A 16,997-nucleotide genomic window follows, 5' to 3' on the forward strand; every position below is an offset into this window, starting at 1 on the left:
GGGTGTTCGGTGGGGGTGATGCGGACGGCGTACGGGTTGGGTCCGGCCGTCGCGTCGGGGGTGCGGGGCGGGGCGAAGGTCAGCTCCACCGTGCCGGTCGTGCCCGGGTAGAGGCGGAGCGTCTGCGGCTCGACCGTCGTCCAGGGGGCGATCTGGCCCACCGGTTCGAAACGGTACTCGTCGACGACGTCACCGGTGTTGCGCAGCCGCAGCCGTACGCGGGTGGAGGCCCCGGGGTCCACGGTCGCGGAGGCGGGTTCGAGAGAGGTCCACAGACTCACACAGCCACGCTACGGAGGCGGCCGGTCCCTGTCGCAGGAATGCGGGCAGGCCCGATTGCCCGAAGGCGCGGGGCCGCTGCCCCCCGGGGGTTCTTTTCGGAGCGAAGGAGGTCTTCGGCCTTCTTCGTGTCTCTTCGCACGACGTCGTGCCCGCGGACTGACCGTGTCACGTTCGCTGAAATGCGGAGGTGAGGGGTGAGGGTCCGGGCTTCGTGCGGAGCTGTGTCGGCCAGTCCGTCGAAGCGGGCCATGCGTCAGTTGCTGCGCACGGTTCCGCGGGAGTCCGAGGGCACGCGGCCCCCCGGTGCCCGGACGCCCACGACGCCGGCTCCCGCACAGGAGGACAGGACGGCGGAGTAGGTGCGTCTGCCCTTTGGGGCACGTCTGTCTTCCTGTCCGGCTCTGCCCTGCGGTGGTCCGGAACGGCACCATGAGACGTGCGTCAGGTGAAATCGAGGGGGATCGGAGGGGGCGGCATGTACAGGCGGCGTTCAGCCGACCAGGACGAAGCGACGGCGCGTCCTGGTGCTCCGCGGGCCCAGGCCCGGCCGCTGGACGCGTCGGCGTCCGCCCTGCCCGACATCCTGGCGCTGCAGGGCACCGCGGGCAACGCCGCAGTGGCGCGGGCCATGCGAGGTGCTTCGGTCCAGCGGGCCGGTGACGCTCAGGCCACGGGGACGCGTCCGCCGCAGCGGCTGGAGGGGGTGCTCCCCCGAAGCGATTGGTGGCGTGCCTATCTCGACCCGGCGCATCACGAAGAGGCGCGGCAGAAACACCCCGGCAACCCCGGCGAACTGTACGACCACCAGCAGTCGCCCGGTTACCAGTCCAGCATGACGGCCGCGTACGACCAGTACCTCAACAGCGGTGACATCGGCGAGCGGGTCGACTTCCCCATGTACCAGGGGATGCACAACGCCGTGGTGTCCGGGCTGGACAAGGAGTTCGACCCGTCCGGCAAGGGCGGCTACGCCACCAGTTTCCCCCTGCGCGCCAACTCGCCTACTCCGTCCGTGCTCGAAGAGGAGATCGGCGGCAGACATCTGACGACCAAGGCGGACGAGTTCAGGCGCAGGGGCATCAAGCCGGATGCCCTCACCTGGTACGGCCGCATGCACGGGGCTCCGAACGTCCTCATCGAGACCCTCTACAAACACGACGAGGTCGAGAAACTGGTCACGGAGATCCTCGACCGCCTCTATGCCGAACTCGACAAGGCGGAGACCGATCGTGACCGCTTCCGGGCCATCGGGCGGGCTGTACGGAGCATCCACATCGTTCACCCCTACGAGGACACCAACCGGCGGCTGAACGTGCACGTACTGCTGCCGCGGCTGCTCCTGGCAGCGGGGTTCCAGCCGGTGGTCTTCAAGGACATGGACCAGCTCTTCCAGGGAGGACGGTCGCTGGACCAGATCGCCGACGCCCTGGAACGCGGTCAGGGCCTGGACCTGACCAGCGACGATCTGGTGGCCACCGCGCCCCAGTACGAACGCCCCTGGTACGAGAACGACGGGCCCCCGGCTGCGGCCCAGACACAGAGCACGATCGTCATACCGACGTTCTCCTCGATGCAGACGCCCGGTCAGGTCTACTACGAACCCGCGCCCGCCCACCGGCAGGCGAGTGACGACTGGGCGTTCGACGAGGCGGGAGGGCCCGGACCGGCGATCGTCCACGGACAGGACGACGCGATGGGCGGCCCCGGACCGGCGATCGTCCACGGACAGGACGACGGTATGGGCGGCCCCGGGCCGACGATGAGGCACCGACCGGACGACGCGATGGGCGGCCCCGGGCCGACCGCCAGGCGGAGTGCCGGTGTGAGCCGTGCCGAACTCACCGAATACCTCGTTGGCGCCCTGCAGCAGGCGAACCCGGATTCCGGGAACGCGGGCGGGCCGGGCGGGCAGCGCTCCCAGGGCAACGGGCGTCGCTGAGCCGGACACCGGGGCCGGGCAGCACACGCGCCGTCGGGAGGCCGGCCCGTTCCCCGTCGGCTTCCACCCGGCCCAGGCCGGCGGGGTGTCCGGACGTGTACGACCGCCCGCTACGCCGTGGCACCGGAGCCTCCGGATACCCCCGGCACGCTCAGGTTTGGTGCCATGCCCTGGGCCATCCGGCGGCCGTTGTCGGCTGAGGCGCGCTCGAACGCGTCGCCCGGGGAGGAGACCTTCGTCCCTGTCCCGTTGTCGGTGCCGGCGACGGGACCCAGCGACTGCTGGTGGACGTGGTCGATCTCGTGGAACATCGTCTCGTCGTCCGCGCCCCGCGAGCCCACCACGATGTCGGCACCGGAGGTGTAGGCGCGGGCGCCGAACTCCTCGGCCGACCGCTGGGCCACCGGACCGTCGTGCACCCGGACGTGCGCGAAGCTCACCCCGTACGCCTGCTCGGCCTTCTGCTGGAGGCGCGGCGCCAGCGGTGTCCCGGGTGAGGTGACGGCATCGAACACCGATGAGCGGCGCTGCACCGACGGCTGCTGTTCCTCCCGCCGCTGGACGGTCTCGTGACCGCAGTCCGGGCCGTGCTCGTGACGCGCGAGCTGAATCGCCCGGGTGACGGCCGCGTTCCCGGCCGTGCGCTGAAGGGCCAGCAGGGGTGGTGTCGCGGCGGGGGCCGGAGCCGGAAGCGGCACGGCCTTCGACGGGTGGGAGCTGGAGGACGAATGCTGCTGCTCGGCTGCGCGCATGAGCGCTTCCTATCGTCCGCGGCCCGGCCGCGGAAGGCCCGTCAGGGCAGCCGCGCGGGCAGAACGGCTTGCCGGTACGGCGCGTACTGCCCCTGGGGGCAGGGACATTGCCCCCACCGCGGCACCGAAGGACGTTTCCCCTGCGCGGTTCGCGCGTGAGGGTGGGGAATGTTCCTGTCTCGTACCCCGAGGAGAGCAGAGCATGCCGTCCTACCTGTCGCCCGGCGTCTACGTCGAGGAGGTGGCCAGCGGCTCGCGCCCCATCGAGGGGGTGGGCACGTCGGTGGCGGCCTTCGTGGGCCTGGCCCCGACCGGTCCGCTGAACGAGCCGACGCTGGTGACCAACTGGACGCAGTACGTCGCGTCCTTCGGTGAGTTCACCGACGGGTACTACCTCGCCCACTCCGTCTACGGCTTCTTCAACAACGGCGGCACGGCCGCGTACGTCGTCCGGGTCGGCGGTTCCCGCGAAGGCGCCGATGCCGCCGACGGCAACGCGCCTGCCGCCGTGGGCAGTTCGGCCGCGCCGGCCGCGCTGCCGCCCGGCGAGGCCAAGCAGCTCGGCACCTTCACCGTGAGCGCGATGGCCTCCGGTGACCTGAGCGTCGAGGTCGCCGACCCGGAGGGCGAGGGCCCCGCCGAACGCTTCAGGCTGCTCGTCAAGGACGGCGGCAAGACCGTCGAGACCTTCGACGTGACCGCGAAGAAGGGCGGCCGCAACTACGTCGTCACGCAGGTCAAGGAGCGCTCCAAGCTCATCACCGTGACCGAGGCCGCGCCCGCCGCGCAGCTGGCCCGTCCGGAGAACCAGACGGTGGCCCTCGTTGCCCCGACCACCGCCCCGGCGTCCGCGTCCCCCGTCGCGGACGCCGGCTCCCACCCCGGCCCCGCCGAGTACCTCGGCGACTCGGCCGACCGCACCGGCTTCGGTGGCCTGGAGGCCGTCGACGAGGTCTCCATGGTGGCCGTGCCCGACCTGATGGCCGCCTACCAGCGCGGCGCGATCGACCTGGAGGCCGTCAAGGCCGTCCAGCTCGGCCTGATCGCGCACTGCGAGCTGATGGGCGACCGGGTCGCGGTCATCGACCCGCCGCCGAGCCTCAACGCCCGCCAGATCCGGGTCTGGCGCCAGGAGACGGCCGGCTACGACTCCAAGTACGCGGCCCTGTACTACCCCTGGATCAAGACCTTCGACCCGTCGTCCGGCCAGTCCCGGCTGATCCCGCCGTCCGGCCACGTGGCCGGCGTCTGGGCCCGCAACGACGCCGAGCGCGGTGTCCACAAGGCCCCCGCGAACGAGGTCATCCGGGGCGCCGTGGACCTGGAACTCCAGATCACCCGCGGCGAGCAGGACCTGCTGAACCCCATCGGCGTGAACTGCATCCGGGCGTTCCCGGGCCGCGGGATCAGGATCTGGGGCGCGCGCACGCTGTCCTCCGACCCGGCCTGGCGCTACCTGAACATCCGCCGGTACTTCAACTACCTGGAGGAGTCGATCCTGATCGGCACCCAGTGGGTGGTGTTCGAGCCCAACGACCACAACCTCTGGGCCCGTATCCGGCGCAACATCTCCGCGTTCCTGGTCAACGAGTGGCGCAGCGGCGCCCTGTTCGGGCAGCGGCCCGAGGAGGCGTACTACGTCAAGTGCGACGAGGAGACCAACCCGCCGGAGTCGGTCGACGTCGGCCGCGTGATCTGCGAGATCGGCATCGCCCCGGTCAAGCCCGCCGAGTTCGTGATCTTCCGGCTGGCCCAGTTCAGCAGCGGCAGCGGCGAGCTGCAGGAGTAGCGGGCCGCGCCAGGCTCCCAACCCCCTTGTTTCCCAGGCACCCTTGAGAAGAACGGGCAGTAACGCATGAGTCTCCAGCCGGGTGACGCCCTCACATCACACAATTTCGGCCTCCAGATCGACGGCGTGATGGTCGAGTACCTCGCCGAGGTCAGCGGCATGACGATGGAACAGGACGTCATCACCTACCAGCAGAACACGCCGGACGGGAAGAACCACGTCCGCAACCTGCCGGGCGTGAAGAAGAACGGCACCTGCACGGTCGTCCGCGGTATGACCCAGTCCTCGTCGTTCACCCAGTGGATCAACGAGTCGATCAACGGCCAGATGACCACGGCCCGCAAGAACGCCTCCATCATCATGATGGACTTCGAGAACAACCCGGTGAAGCGCTACAACCTGCGCAACGCCTGGTGCAGCAAGATCGACACCAGCACGGTCAAGGCGGGCGAGGCGGCCGCGCTGACCGAGACGGTGACCATCACGTTCGAAGAACTGGTCATCGAGTAATGAGGCGTTCGGCTGTCAGGGCCGGGGGGGTGGGCGCGCCGCTCGCACCGGAGGAGTCGGCGCCCCAGACCCCTCAGCAACAGGTGCCTCAGCAACCGGAGGCGCCCGTCGAGGTGCTGCGCACGGAGTTCCCGTTCCAGCTGCCCCGCGGGTACGTCGACGAGCAGGGCACCGTCCACCGCGACGGCGTGATGCGCCTGTCGACGGCGCGGGACGAGCTGATCCCGCTGCGGGACGTGCGCGTCCAGGAGAACCCCGCGTTCCTGTCGGTGGTGCTGCTGGGCCGGGTGATCACTCGGCTCGGCACGCTCTCCTTCGTCCACGACGGGATCGTGGAGAACATGTTCGCCTCCGACCTGGCGTTCCTGCAGGACTTCTACCGCCAGATCAACGCGGAGGGCCACACCCGGGCCGCGGTCAACTGCCCGCACTGCTCGGAGCCCTTCGAGGTGGAACTCGGCGGGAGCCGCCTGGGGGAATCGTGACGTACGCGACCGACCGGCTGCACGAGGAGATCGCGTACGTCGCCTACCACTTCCACTGGAGCCTGGAGGACATCCTGGACCTGGAGCACGCCGACCGCCGCCGTTACACGGCGGAGATCGCGTCCCTGGTGACCCGGGCGACCTCCGCAGGGGCGGAGGGCTGAGCGGTGGGGTTGTGGGATCGGATACGGGGACGCGGGGCTGCGGAAGCCGCTGCCGGGGCCGGGGCCGGGGCAGTCGGTACCGAGGCTGAGGTTGTCGTGGAGGCGCCGCGTCCCGTGGTGGCGGCGGCCTGGTCCGGGCTGCCGCCGATTCAGCGTGCGCTGGACGCGGCGGGCGGGTCGGTCGCGGACTCGCGGTTCGGCGGCCGGCTGCCGACCTGGCAGAACCCGTCGTTCATGGGCATGCGCTCACACACCGTCCTGGACGGCGCGTCCAGCGCGGGCCTGACCGGCGGCGGCCTCACGGGGATGACGGGCGTGGGGGCCGTGTCCGGCCTGGAACGCCCCGCGCAGGCACTGCCGTTGGCGGGGCCGACGGGAGCAGCGGGGCTGACGGGTTCGGCCGGCGGTCGCGGGTCGGCGGTTCCGGTGGTGCCGTTGCGGGCGGCCGGGAGTGGGGCGGCTTCGGCTGGGTCCACGGGTTCGGCGGCGCCGGCGGTGCAGCGGGTGCCGTCGGCGGGGCGGCGCGCTGGTGGTGCGGCCGCGCGGACGACGGAAGCGGGAGCGGGAGCGGTACGTAGCGGGGGGAGTGCGCCGATGCCGGCGGCTCCGTCGGCCGCACCTGCTGTCCAGCGGTCGGTCACGTCGGCGGCCGTCGCTCCGGCAGCGGTGCCGGCGTCGGTGCCGGTGGCGTGGGCGCCGCAGTCGGCTCCGGTCGCTCCGGCTCCGGCCACCGGCCCACGTGTCACGGCGGCACCTCCCGGCCCGCCTCGCCGCAGCGCGCTGACACATGCGCCGGTGAGTACGGCGGTTACGGCTGTGCAGCGGCGGACGTTGCCGTCGGCGCCGAAGGCGTTGGCGAGCGAGGGGACGGTGGCGGCGTCGGGTGAGGGTGACCGAGCCGGGGCCGAAACGGCGGCGGACGACGGGGTCGTACAGCGAGCGGTCGAGGCCGGGGATCCGGTGCGGGTGAGCGGCGGCTGGTCGCGCCCGCGCGGTGGTGGCCGTACCTCTTCCGACAGCGCCTCGCGTGCTCCCAGGGGAACTGCCGCCGGACCGGCGCCGGCACCTGCCGTCGTACAGCGGTCCACGTCCGGTGGCGGTGGCGGTGGTACGGCTACGGCTCGTACGGCACCAGCGTCTCCTACGACGACTCCTCCTCCTACCTCTGCCAGGCCCTCGGTGCCCACAACGCCCACGGCGCCCGCCGCTCCCCCGGACCGCGGCGGGCCTTCCGGCATGTCCGGCGCCGGGACGCAGGCCCCTGTGCAGCGCAGTACGGTCACCGGCTCGGCCACCCCGCAGAGCGGTCGTACGGTGGCGGGTTCGGCATCGCCGCCCACGAGCGGAGCGGCGGCCGCCGGCAACAACGAAGCCGCCGCCGCCCCTTCGCCCACCACCGGAACCGCACCCCCTGCCGCACCAGGCGCCTCGGCCGTGCCGCAGGGCGCGCGACCGTCGGCGTCCCCGGCCGCGAGCGGTGGCCGCGAGGCGTCTGTGCAGCGACGGGCGACGGAGAGCGCGTCCGCCACCGATGCCGTACCGGCTGCGGTGCCGACGCCGACGCGTGAGCCCAACCGGGGCGTCGCGAGCGGCACTTCGACGGCAGACCGGCCCTCAAGGTCGGCTCCCGCTTCTGCGCAGCCTGCCGCGACGACTCCCGACGCCCCCCGCCGGGGGCTCGGCGCCCCCCTTTCCGGTACGGCCGCAGCTTCTCCGGTGCCCCCGGCGGCGGCTGTGCAGCGGCGGACGATGGAGAGGCCCCCGGCCTCCTCCGACGCCACGCGAGGAGCCGTACCCGAATCCGGTGCGCGGACACCGTCGCGTCCGCGGGAGGGGGGAGACGCCCCGGCCACCGGTCCGGCTACGACGGCTCGGCCCGCTCCGGCGTCGACTCCCGCTCCCGCTTCCGTGCAGCGTGCCGCGGCGACCACCCCCCGCGCACCCCGACTCGGTCTCGGGGCTCCCATTACCGGCCCGGCCGTCAGCCCACCCGCGTGGCGGCCCGGCCGGCAGGCGGCTGCGCCGTCCGTGCAGCGGCAGCAGGCGTCGAGCGGGTCCTCCGCCGACCGGACGGCCGCCGTCTCCCACCCGGTGCCCGAAGCGCCCCGCCAGGGACCGCCGGCTGCCGCATCAGACCTGCCGCCGACGACGGCCGAGCGCACCCGGCCCGCCCCCGCCGGCCCCGTGACGCCGCCTCCACCCTCTCTTCCCGCCCCGGCCACGCCGGCCTCCGCGGCGACGGCTTCGCCGCTTCCCCCCTTCGTGCAGCGCGCCGCCGCTCCCACCACAGCTCCCACCGCCCCCGCGACGACGCCTTCACCTTCCCTTCCCGCCCCGGCCACGCCGGCCTCCGCGGCGACGGCTTCGCCGCTTCCGCCCTTCGTCCAGCGCGCTGCCGCCCCGGCTTCTCCCGCCGCTCCCGGCCCCGGCACCCCGCCCGCGACCCCGGCGAACACGCCTCCCGCCGTCGGCCTCGGAGGCCGCCAGGCATCTGTCCAGCACCGGCCGCAGACGCCCTCCCCCGCGACCACCCCGTCCCCCACCGGACCGACGTCGGCGCCCTTGCCCTCTTTCGTGCAGCGGTCGACAACTCCCGGCGCCTCCACGTCAGTCCAGCCGGGCGCCGGTGCCGCGCCCCTCACCGGACCGACGTCGGCGCCTTTGCCCCTCTTCGTGCAGCGAGCCGCAACTGCGGCCGCCGCCTCCACATCGGTCCAGCCGGGCGCCGGTGCCGCGCCCCTCATCGGACCGGCGTCGGCGCCTTTGCCCCTCTTCGTGCAGCGAGCCGCAACTGCGGCCGGCGCCTCCACGTCGGTCCAGCCGGGCGCCGGTGCCGCGCCTCTCATCGGACCGACGTCGGCGCCTTTGCCCCTCTTCGTGCAGCGAGCCGCAACTGCGGCCGGCGCCTCCTCGTCAGTTCAGCCGGGCGCCGGTGCCGCGCCCCTCACCGGACCGACGTCGGCGCCCCTGCCCCCCTTCGTGCAGCGAGCCGCGACTCCCGCCGCCAACGCTCACCTGCCGGTCAAGCCGACCACCGCCCCCACACCCGCTCACCCCGTCCCCCTGCGCCCCACCACCCCGATCTCCGCCACCGCTCCCCTCCCCGTCGCCCCCCTCAACCGCCCCACCACCGTCCAGCGCGACGCTCTGCCCACCGCCCTGCCCGTCGACCTCCCCACGAGCACCCTGAATAAGGCGCCGGTCACCAGCACGACAACCACCGCCAGCCGCCCCGAGGCTCCCCCCGCCCAGGCCGGGAGACAGCCGCCACCTCCTTACGAACCGCCATCCTCGTCCTCCGGCTCCGGTTCCGGCTCGTCCTCCGACGAGCCTCCGCCCGGATACACGGCGGTCGAGGCGGGCGGATTCGACCCTCGTGCGCTCACCGAGTTCCAGGTGGACGCCCTCGTCCACCGGATCATCGACCGGGTCACCCGGCACGTCCGTACCGAACTCCGCCGCGACCGCGAACGCGTAGGAAAGCTCCGCGACTTCCGGCCCTGACCACGACGACCGCGCACCACCCACAGAAAGGCCCCCCGATGGATCGCCAGGACCCGGGAACCACAGTCTGGTTCAGCCTCTCCATCGACGGTGAGGACCTCGGTTACTTCAACGGGTGCGAGGGACTGTCGTCGCAGGTGGAGATCGAGCAGCGGCAGGAGGGCGGGAACAACGGGTTCGTGTGGCAGCTGCCGACCCGTGTCACCTTCTCCCACATCCGGCTGACCCGCCCGCTCACCCCGGACACCTCGAAGGTCGCGAAGTGGATCTCGTCCGTGCAGACGGGGATCGAGCGGCCCACCGGGCAGATCACGGCGCTGCGCGCGGACGGTTCGGAGGTGGCCCGGTGGGGGCTGCTCGACGTGCTGCCGGTGAGCTGGCAGGGGCCGTCCCTGGACGCGGGCAATCCGTCCGTGGCCACGGAGGTCCTGGAGATCGCCCACCACGGCTTCACCGACTGAGCCGACTGAGCTGACAGAGCGAGCAGAGCGGACTGAGAGGCAGATCAGATCATGGCCAGGAGCAGCCGGGGCGCCGGCAAGAGCCTCGTGCGGGCCACCCTCGCGATTCACGAACCGCCCGTGGGCACCGGTACCAGCCCGGGCGGCATCATCAAGACGTTCGGCTTCGAGTTCAACCCGGCGGAGCTGTCGATCGCCCGCCGGGCGGACTGGAAGTCGTCGGCGGCGCCGATCGAACGGGACGGCGCGCTGCCGGAGTTCCTCGGCACCCACCCGCGTGAGATGAGCGTGGAGATCTTCCTGGACCGGTCCGACGACCCGGACAGCAACGACGTGATGAAGAAGGTGGAGTCGTTGCTGGCCTGCTGCGAGGTCACCAGCAAGAGCATCGCGGCCAAGCAGCCGTCGCCGCCCTGGGTGGTGTTCCAGTGGGGCTCGTTCTCGACGGCCCACTTCACGGCGTACGTCGCCTCCGTCGATGTCTCCTACTCCCTGTTCGGGACGAGCGGAATGCCGATCCGGGCCAGCTGCCGGCTTCAGCTGCACGAGATCCCGAGCAAGACCGCGGGACAGAACCCGACGTCCGGCGCGCTCACCGCGCAGCGCGTGCACCGGGTCGTCGCCGGGGACTCGCTGCAGTCGCTGGCCTGGCGGGAGTACGGCGACGCGGCCGCCTGGCGGGCGATCGCGGACGCCAACGGGATCGACGACCCGGGGTGGCTGCCCGCGGGGACGGAACTGGTGTTGCCCGCCGCCGAGGAGGTGCGGTCCTGATGGTGAAGCACGCTTTCTCGAACGTCGTCAAGGTCGTCATCGGCGGCAAGGAGCTGACCGCCACCTCGGAGTACGGGCGGTATCTCGTCGACGCCCATGTGGACCAGGGCGTCGGGGTACCGGCCGCCTTCCAGCTGACCTTCCGCGACCCGTCCCGCAAGCTGCTCGGCAAGCTGGGCATCCAGTTCGGCACCCCGGTGGTGATCACGCCGGTCTCCGACGGGCAGGGCACCGGCGACCCGCTGCTCACCGGTGAGGTCACGGGGATGGAGGCCGAGTACGACGGCACCGGAAGTTACGCGGTGGTAAGGGGTTACGACTACGGGTTCCGGCTGATGCGGCAGCGCCGTGTCGTCGCCTACCGCAACCAGACCGCCTCCGACATCGCCCGCAAGCTGGCCGCGCAGGACGGGGTGCCGATCGGGCAGATCCAGGCCACCAGGACCGTCTACGAGTTCATCAGCCAGTCGAACGTCTCCGACTGGGACTTCCTGGCCCGGCTCGCCGATGAGAACGAGATGGTCATGTCGGTGGACGCGGACGGCAAGTTCCAGTTCGTGAAGCAGAAGAGCGCCTCGGGGGCGCCGTCGCCGCAGACCGACGGCGACAAGAGCCCGTTCGTACTGGAGGCCGGGCACGACATCCTGCGGCTGCGCACCGCGGTCACCGCCTCCGACCAGGTGAACAAGGTCGAGTCGCGCGGCTGGGACGTACGGACGAAGAAGACGCTCACGGCGACCGTGACACCCGCCGCCAACACCGGCTACAGCATCGGCACCACCCCGGGTGCCGCGGCCGGCGAGTTCAAGACGTCGAAGCTCGTCGAGACGCGTACGCCGTACGACAAGCAGGCCGAGGTGAAGTTCGCGGCCGACGCCCTCTCCGACGACGTCACGTCGACGTTCGCCGAGGTGGAGGTGGTCGTCCGGGGCAATCCGAAGCTGCGGCCGGGGGTTCCGGTGGCGCTCGCGGACGTCGGCGACCCCTTCGAGGGGAAGTACACGGTCACCTCGGTACGGCATGTCTTCGGCGACGCCAAGCACTACGAGACCTGGGTGACGGTCAGCGGCCGCCAGTGGCGGTCCCTCTACGGCGTCGCCTCGGGCGGTGCCGGGGACGCCGGGTCCGACCGGCAGCTCAGTGTGGCGCAGGCCCTCGTCACCGACGTACAGGACCCGCTCCAGCAGGGACGGGTGAAGATCAAGTTCCCCTGGCTGGACGACACCTACGTCAGCGACTGGACCCGGACCGTGCAGTGGGGCGGGGTGCGCGGCGGCGGGGTCTTCCCGATGGACGTCGGGGACGAGGTGCTCGTCGCCTTCGACCGGGGCGCCCTGGACCACGCCTATGTCATCGGCGGTCTCTACAACGGCAAGGACAAGCCGACCAAGGTCAAGGACGTGCCGCTCCACGACGGCATGCGCGGCCGGGCCACCCGGCACACCGTCTCCGACCGGGTCGGCAACCGCATGGACCTGCTCGACCAGCGGGGCCGCAAACAGGGCGTCCGGCTGGCCAGCGGCGACGACAAACTGACCGTCTTCCTGGACCGGCAACAGACCGAGATCACCGTGGACAGCAAGGGCAGCGTCTCCATCAAGGGCAGCAGGTCGGTCTCGGTGGAGGCGGGCGCCAACCTGTCCCTGAAGGCGGGGGGCGCGCTCAGCCTCAGGAGCGGGGGACCGCTGTCCATCCAGAGCGCGGAACTCGTCGACATCAAGGCGCCCGCGGGCGCGGTCTCCGTGAACGCCGCCGCCGTGAACGTGATGGCCAACGCCGCCCTGTCGCTGCGCGGCAACGCCGCCGTCGCGATCAGCTCCCTGGCCACCGTGGCGATCCAGGCCCCGGAGGTGCCGGTCCTGGGCAACCTGATGATGGGCGGGCTGACCGTGATGGTGATCCCGGCATGAGCGGGCGCCGGGTCTTCCAGGAGAGGTGGGTGCGGGGCTGATGGCAGAGCAGTTCGTCGGCTCCGGCTGGTCGTTCCCGTTGCGTATCGGCCCCACCGGTGGCATCGCCCTGGTCAGCGGCGAGAAGGAGGTGGAAGAGGCCATCCGCCTCATCCTTTCCACGGCCCCCGGCGAACGCCCGATGCGGCCGGAGTTCGGCTGCGCCATCCACGACCTCGTCTTCGCCCCCGTCAACGAGCAGACCGCGGGCCGTATCCAGCACGAGGTGTACGTCAGCCTCGACCGCTGGGAGCCCAGGATCGAGGTCGAGGACGTCGAGGTCACCACCGGCGCCGACCCGAGCGTGCTGATGATCGACGTCCGCTACTCGATCCGCGGCACCAACAATCCGCGCAGCCTGGTCTTCCCCTTCTACGTCATCCCCTCCCACGACGAGCCGGACCTGCCTCCCGGCTCCTCGGACTCCTCGGAAAGCGACCGCTGATCCCGATGGCCCTGCCCTCCCCGAACCTCGACGACCGGCGCTTCCAGCAGTTCGTCGACGACGCCAAGCGTTACATCCAGCAGCGCGCCCCGGAGTGGACCGACCACAACGTCTCCGACCCCGGCATCACGCTGGTGGAGACGGTCGCGCACATGGCCGACCAGATCGTGTACCGCCTCAACCGGGTCCCGGAGAAGAACCATCTCGCCTTCCTGGACCTGGTCGGCATCACTCTGTTCCCGCCGTCGGCGGCCCGTACGGACGTGACGTTCTGGCTGTCGGCGGCCCAGGAGGATCCGGTTCCGGTGCCGGTCGGCACCGAGGTGGCGACCCGCCGTACCGAGACACAGGAGGCGGTGGTGTTCGCGACCGAACGCGAACTGACCATCGTGCCGAGCGAGTTGCGGCACCTCTTGCGGCAGCAGCACGGCTCGGCCGTCGTCGACCTCACCCACGAACTCGCCGAGGGCAAGGACCTGTTGTGCTTCGCCGAGTCCCCGAACCCCGGTGACTGCATGCTGCTCGGCCTCTCCGCCGCCGTCCCGCACTGCGCGGTCGCCCTCGATCTGGACAGCCGGGTCGACGGTGTCGGCGTGGACCCGCGGCAGCCTCCGCTGGTGTGGGAGGCGTGGACGGAGGACGGCTGGCGGGAGTGCGAGGTCGACCGGGACGGCACGGGTGGCCTCAACCGCCCAGGCGAGGTCGTGCTGCACGTCCCCGGCGGTCATGTCCTGTCCCGCAACGGCGGCCTGGAGGCGAGCTGGCTGCGCTGCCGGGTCACCGAGCCGCGTTCCGACCAGCCCTTCTACACGACTTCCCCGACGGTCCGGTTCGTCGAGGCCTGCACCGTGGGCGGCACGACCGCGGCCGTACACGCGGAGACGGTGGAGGACGAGGCGCTCGGCGAGTCGACGGGCCTGCCCGGCCAGCGGCTGCGGCTCGCCCACGCGCCCGTCGTCGGGGACACCCCGCCGCTCCTCCTCCAGACCGCCGAGCACGACGGCGAGGGCGGCTGGGTGGACTGGCAGGTCGTCCCGCACTTCGCGGCCTCGGGCCCGTACGACCGGCACCTCACCCTCGACGCGACCACCGGCGAGATCGCCTTCGGCCCCGCGGTCCGCGAACCGGACGGCTCACTGCGCCAGTACGGCGCGGTCGCCCCGAAGGGGGCGGTCATCCGGGCCCGCCGCTACCGCACGGGCGGCGGCCGGGACGGCAACGTGGCCCGAGGGGCCGTACAGATCCTGCGCTCCTCCATTCCGTATGTCTCGGAGGTCGTCAGCCGGGAGGCCGCGCGCGGGGGAGTGGACGGCGAGACGGTCGCCGAGGCGAAGGTCCGCGCCCCGATCACCCTGCGCGCCCAGGAGCGGGCGGTGACCCTGCGCGACTACGAGGAGCTGGCCCGCCGCGCCGCTCCCGAGACGGCCCGGATCACCTGCCTCGAGGGCGAGGAGGGCGAGCACGGAGCGTACGCGGTACGGGTGCTGGTGGTGCCCCAGGCGGTTCCGGACCCCGGCGGCCGTCTCCGCTTCGAGCAACTCGTCCCCGGCGACGCCCTGTTGGACCGCATCACCCGCCACCTGGACGAACGCCGGCTGATCGGCACCCGGTTGGCCGTCGGGCCGCCCTTCTACCAGGGCGTCACCGTCGTCGCCACCGTCCATGCCTTCCGTGGCGTGGACGTCGACCGGGTCCGCCGTCAGGCCCACGACGCTCTCTACCGCCACCTCGACCCGCTGACCGGCGGCGCGGACGGCAAGGGCTGGCCGTTCGGGCGCCCGGTGCAGTCGGGCGAGGTCTTCGCAGTGCTGCAACGCGTCCCCGGCATCGAGCTCGTCGACGAGGTCGTGCTGCACCCCGCCGACCCGCTCGACGGCAAGCGCGGCGACCCCACCGACCGTATCGACCTGGACGCCCCGTCCCTGGTCTTCTCCTACGACCACCGGGTCCGGGTGATCGGCGAATGACCGTCAACGAATCGACAGGAGACGTCCGGTGAGAGGCTCCATCGACGGCCTCGGCTCCTCCGTCCCCATCGGCGCGATGCTCCCGGCGGTCTTCGCCGACGACGACCTCGCGCTGCGCTTCGTAGCCGGCCTGGACGACGTGATCGCGCCGATCCCGAACGCCCTCGACTGCCTGCCCAGCTACTTCGACCCGGCCCTGGCCCCGCTGGACTTCGCGGAATGGCTCGGCACCTGGGTCGGCGCGGAGACGGACGGCACGGAACCGGCACCCCTGCTCCGCGCGGCCGTGGCGGCAGCCGCCCATCTGCACCGCATCCGGGGCACCCGCCGAGGTCTCTCCGAAACGGTCCGGCTGGCCTTCGGCGTGACACCGGAGATCACGGAGAGCGGCGGCGCCGACTGGAGCGCCCGCCCGCTCGGCCCCGTCCCAGGCGAACCCCGCCCCCGCCTGCACGTCCACCTCACGCTCCCCTCCCCCACCCCGGCCGACGAGGTCCGCCTGGAACACCTCGTGGCCGCCGCCCGCCCCGCTCATATGCCCTACACGGTCCAGGTGACCGCGTCCGCCGAAAGGACCCCGCAGCGATGACGACCAACCGGAACTGCACGGAGTGCGGCACGGTCGCGGAACCGGGCCGGTCCTTCTGCGACGCGTGCGGCTCGGTACTGAGCTGGGTGGCGACGGGGGGCGAGCCCCAACAGCCCGCCACCCCTGAACCGACCCCGGCCCCGACCCCCGCTTCGGCACCGACTCCGGCCCCGGGTTCGGCGCCCGCACCTGGTTCGGCCGCCCCGGGCTGGGACGCCTTCACTCGCAGAGACGGCGTCACGGGCTTGGCCTCCCCCCAGCGGGACCTACGAGGAACGGCAGCGACAGCGCCCCTTCAGGGGCGCGAGGAACTGCGCGACCAGCCCCCACCATCCGCCACCACACCCACGGCCGAAACCACCCCCATCCCCGCATCCACGTCCACCTCCGCACCCACCCCCGCTCCCCAAGCCCCCGACACCCCCCAGCCCCCGCAGGGACTCGCACCCGCCGAAGGCGACCACGACCGAGCTCGCCGCCTGCTCATCCCTGTAGCGGACCCGAACCCCCCCGCCCCGGCGCCCCCTTCCATCACCCCCGTACTCCCCGGCCGCCCCACCCCCCAGCGCCCGCAGGCCGTCCGCGCCCCCGGCGAAGACCTCGGCGCCCACGGCGGCACCCCCTGCCCCTGGTGCGCCACCCCCAACCGCCCCGACCGCCACTTCTGCACCCGCTGCGCCATGCCCATGGCCGGCAACGGCCACACCGACCCTGCGGCCCGCCGCCCCTGGTGGCGCCGCATCTTCGACTTCCGCAACCGCGAGACCCCCTGGGCCGGCGACCGCCCCCGTCTCCGCCGCACCTTCGACCGCGTGCTGAGCTGGATCGTCGCGGCCGTCGTCATCGCCCTCGTCACGGTCCTGGTGATCAACATCCCGAACGCGGTGAGCGCCACCCGCGACCACTTCGCCAAGCGCGCCCAGGTCTCCCCGGACAAGGTCAGCGCGTCCCGCTCGTACGCCGGTCACAAGCCGGACCTCGTCTTCGACAAGCTGAACAACACCTGGTGGGGCCCCGGCGTCGTCCAGGGCGGCGAGGGCGAGTGGATCGAGGCCCGCTTCAACGAACCGACCCCCCTGCTGAACGTCGTCATCACCTCCGGTGAGTCGACCCACTTCGACCAGCTGAAGAAGTCGGCCCTGCCGCACCGAATGAAGGCGACCATCAAGACGTCCGACGGCAAGACGGAGACCCGGGAGATCACCCTCGACCAGACGGCCGGCGGCCAGACCCGCGACTTCCGCGCGAAGAACGTCATCTCCGTCCGCTTCACGATCGAGTCGGCGTACCAGGAATCGAGCCGCACCCAAGTGGCCATCGCCGAGATCGAGTTCTTCGGCCCGTCGAGCGCGAACTCCTCCTGAAGGGATGACGCAGGGCAACCGAG

At 72.1% G+C, this 16,997-nt stretch carries 15 protein-coding genes and 1 pseudogene; 13 read left to right on the forward strand and 3 right to left on the reverse strand.

Features of this window, described 5'->3' with window-relative positions; translation table 11 throughout:
- Positions 1–281 (reverse strand): annotated as a pseudogene (locus ABTY98_RS16040) (peptidoglycan-binding domain-containing protein); the annotation flags it as partial.
- Between the two features lie 476 nt (positions 282–757).
- Between ABTY98_RS16040 and ABTY98_RS16045 the strand changes: the two are divergent.
- Entirely contained in the window at positions 758–2,221 is a 1,464-nt protein-coding gene (locus ABTY98_RS16045) for a hypothetical protein (RefSeq protein WP_352221513.1), read from the forward strand.
- Positions 2,222–2,331: 110 nt separating this feature from the next.
- Here the strand turns inward: ABTY98_RS16045 and ABTY98_RS16050 are convergent, their stop codons facing one another.
- Positions 2,332–2,973: an eCIS core domain-containing protein gene (locus ABTY98_RS16050; protein ID WP_352221514.1), complete on the reverse strand. Its 642-nt coding sequence runs from the start codon at positions 2,971–2,973 to the stop codon at positions 2,332–2,334.
- A gap of 202 nt (positions 2,974–3,175) precedes the next feature.
- On the opposite strand from ABTY98_RS16050, the gene ABTY98_RS16055 reads away from it, so the two are divergent.
- The 4 genes from ABTY98_RS16055 to ABTY98_RS16070 all read left to right on the forward strand — a co-directional run bounded on the left by ABTY98_RS16055 (position 3,176) and on the right by ABTY98_RS16070 (position 5,921).
- The gene (locus tag ABTY98_RS16055) at positions 3,176–4,762 is read left to right on the forward strand and encodes a phage tail sheath subtilisin-like domain-containing protein (protein WP_352221515.1); all 1,587 of its coding nucleotides are present in this window, start codon (positions 3,176–3,178) and stop codon (positions 4,760–4,762) included.
- Positions 4,763–4,828: 66 nt separating this feature from the next.
- Positions 4,829–5,272 (forward strand): phage tail protein, encoded by a 444-nt coding sequence (locus tag ABTY98_RS16060; protein ID WP_234543885.1) that lies wholly within the window; start codon positions 4,829–4,831, stop codon positions 5,270–5,272.
- A complete protein-coding gene (locus tag ABTY98_RS16065; RefSeq protein ID WP_352221516.1) occupies positions 5,272–5,757 on the forward strand; it encodes a hypothetical protein in 486 nt (161 codons plus the stop codon). The genes ABTY98_RS16060 and ABTY98_RS16065 overlap by 1 nt, the downstream gene beginning before the upstream one ends.
- On the forward strand, positions 5,754–5,921 hold the full coding sequence (locus ABTY98_RS16070) for a DUF6760 family protein (RefSeq protein ID WP_352221517.1): 168 nt from the start codon (positions 5,754–5,756) through the stop codon (positions 5,919–5,921). The genes ABTY98_RS16065 and ABTY98_RS16070 overlap by 4 nt, the downstream gene beginning before the upstream one ends.
- 149 nt (positions 5,922–6,070) lie before the next feature.
- Here the strand turns inward: ABTY98_RS16070 and ABTY98_RS16075 are convergent, their stop codons facing one another.
- Positions 6,071–6,667 carry a hypothetical protein gene (locus ABTY98_RS16075; protein ID WP_352221518.1) on the reverse strand — a complete coding sequence of 199 codons (597 nt, stop codon included), beginning with the start codon at positions 6,665–6,667 and terminating at the stop codon, positions 6,071–6,073.
- A gap of 2,131 nt (positions 6,668–8,798) precedes the next feature.
- Here ABTY98_RS16075 and ABTY98_RS16080 point away from each other — a divergent pair.
- From ABTY98_RS16080 to ABTY98_RS16115, 8 genes are read left to right on the forward strand one after another with little or no spacing between them, the layout of a single operon-like run.
- Positions 8,799–9,425 (forward strand): hypothetical protein, encoded by a 627-nt coding sequence (locus tag ABTY98_RS16080; protein WP_352221519.1) that lies wholly within the window; start codon positions 8,799–8,801, stop codon positions 9,423–9,425.
- 38 nt (positions 9,426–9,463) lie between these two features.
- Positions 9,464–9,886 carry a phage tail protein gene (locus ABTY98_RS16085; RefSeq protein WP_093500599.1) on the forward strand — a complete coding sequence of 141 codons (423 nt, stop codon included), beginning with the start codon at positions 9,464–9,466 and terminating at the stop codon, positions 9,884–9,886.
- Between the two features lie 51 nt (positions 9,887–9,937).
- Positions 9,938–10,660, forward strand: a complete 723-nt coding sequence (locus tag ABTY98_RS16090) for a CIS tube protein (RefSeq protein WP_352221520.1) — start codon at positions 9,938–9,940, stop codon at positions 10,658–10,660.
- Complete coding sequence (locus ABTY98_RS16095) at positions 10,660–12,570, forward strand: VgrG-related protein (RefSeq protein ID WP_352221521.1); 1,911 nt, start codon at positions 10,660–10,662, stop codon at positions 12,568–12,570. Before ABTY98_RS16090 ends, ABTY98_RS16095 begins: the two co-directional genes overlap by 1 nt.
- 40 nt (positions 12,571–12,610) lie before the next feature.
- Entirely contained in the window at positions 12,611–13,054 is a 444-nt protein-coding gene (locus ABTY98_RS16100; protein ID WP_352221522.1) for a GPW/gp25 family protein, read from the forward strand.
- A 5-nt stretch (positions 13,055–13,059) separates the two neighbouring features.
- On the forward strand, positions 13,060–15,021 hold the full coding sequence (locus ABTY98_RS16105) for a putative baseplate assembly protein (protein ID WP_352221523.1): 1,962 nt from the start codon (positions 13,060–13,062) through the stop codon (positions 15,019–15,021).
- A gap of 28 nt (positions 15,022–15,049) precedes the next feature.
- Positions 15,050–15,610: a phage tail protein gene (locus ABTY98_RS16110; RefSeq protein WP_352221524.1), complete on the forward strand. Its 561-nt coding sequence runs from the start codon at positions 15,050–15,052 to the stop codon at positions 15,608–15,610.
- A complete protein-coding gene (locus ABTY98_RS16115) occupies positions 15,607–16,974 on the forward strand; it encodes an NADase-type glycan-binding domain-containing protein (RefSeq protein ID WP_352221525.1) in 1,368 nt (455 codons plus the stop codon). Before ABTY98_RS16110 ends, ABTY98_RS16115 begins: the two co-directional genes overlap by 4 nt.
- Positions 16,975–16,997: the final 23 nt, after the last annotated feature.

The organism is Streptomyces sp. NPDC096040 (assembly GCF_040303265.1).
Lineage (GTDB): Bacteria > Actinomycetota > Actinomycetes > Streptomycetales > Streptomycetaceae > Streptomyces.

Coding starts and splice junctions, on each gene's coding strand:
- ABTY98_RS16115 (WP_352221525.1), top strand. CDS start 15,607: ATGACGACCAACCGGAACTGCACGGAGTGCGGCACGGTCGCGGAACCG.
- ABTY98_RS16045 (WP_352221513.1), top strand. CDS start 758: ATGTACAGGCGGCGTTCAGCCGACCAGGACGAAGCGACGGCGCGTCCT.
- ABTY98_RS16095 (WP_352221521.1), top strand. CDS start 10,660: ATGGTGAAGCACGCTTTCTCGAACGTCGTCAAGGTCGTCATCGGCGGC.
- ABTY98_RS16090 (WP_352221520.1), top strand. CDS start 9,938: ATGGCCAGGAGCAGCCGGGGCGCCGGCAAGAGCCTCGTGCGGGCCACC.
- ABTY98_RS16085 (WP_093500599.1), top strand. CDS start 9,464: ATGGATCGCCAGGACCCGGGAACCACAGTCTGGTTCAGCCTCTCCATC.
- ABTY98_RS16065 (WP_352221516.1), top strand. CDS start 5,272: ATGAGGCGTTCGGCTGTCAGGGCCGGGGGGGTGGGCGCGCCGCTCGCA.
- ABTY98_RS16105 (WP_352221523.1), top strand. CDS start 13,060: ATGGCCCTGCCCTCCCCGAACCTCGACGACCGGCGCTTCCAGCAGTTC.
- ABTY98_RS16050 (WP_352221514.1), bottom strand. CDS start 2,973: ATGCGCGCAGCCGAGCAGCAGCATTCGTCCTCCAGCTCCCACCCGTCG.
- ABTY98_RS16060 (WP_234543885.1), top strand. CDS start 4,829: ATGAGTCTCCAGCCGGGTGACGCCCTCACATCACACAATTTCGGCCTC.
- ABTY98_RS16100 (WP_352221522.1), top strand. CDS start 12,611: ATGGCAGAGCAGTTCGTCGGCTCCGGCTGGTCGTTCCCGTTGCGTATC.
- ABTY98_RS16055 (WP_352221515.1), top strand. CDS start 3,176: ATGCCGTCCTACCTGTCGCCCGGCGTCTACGTCGAGGAGGTGGCCAGC.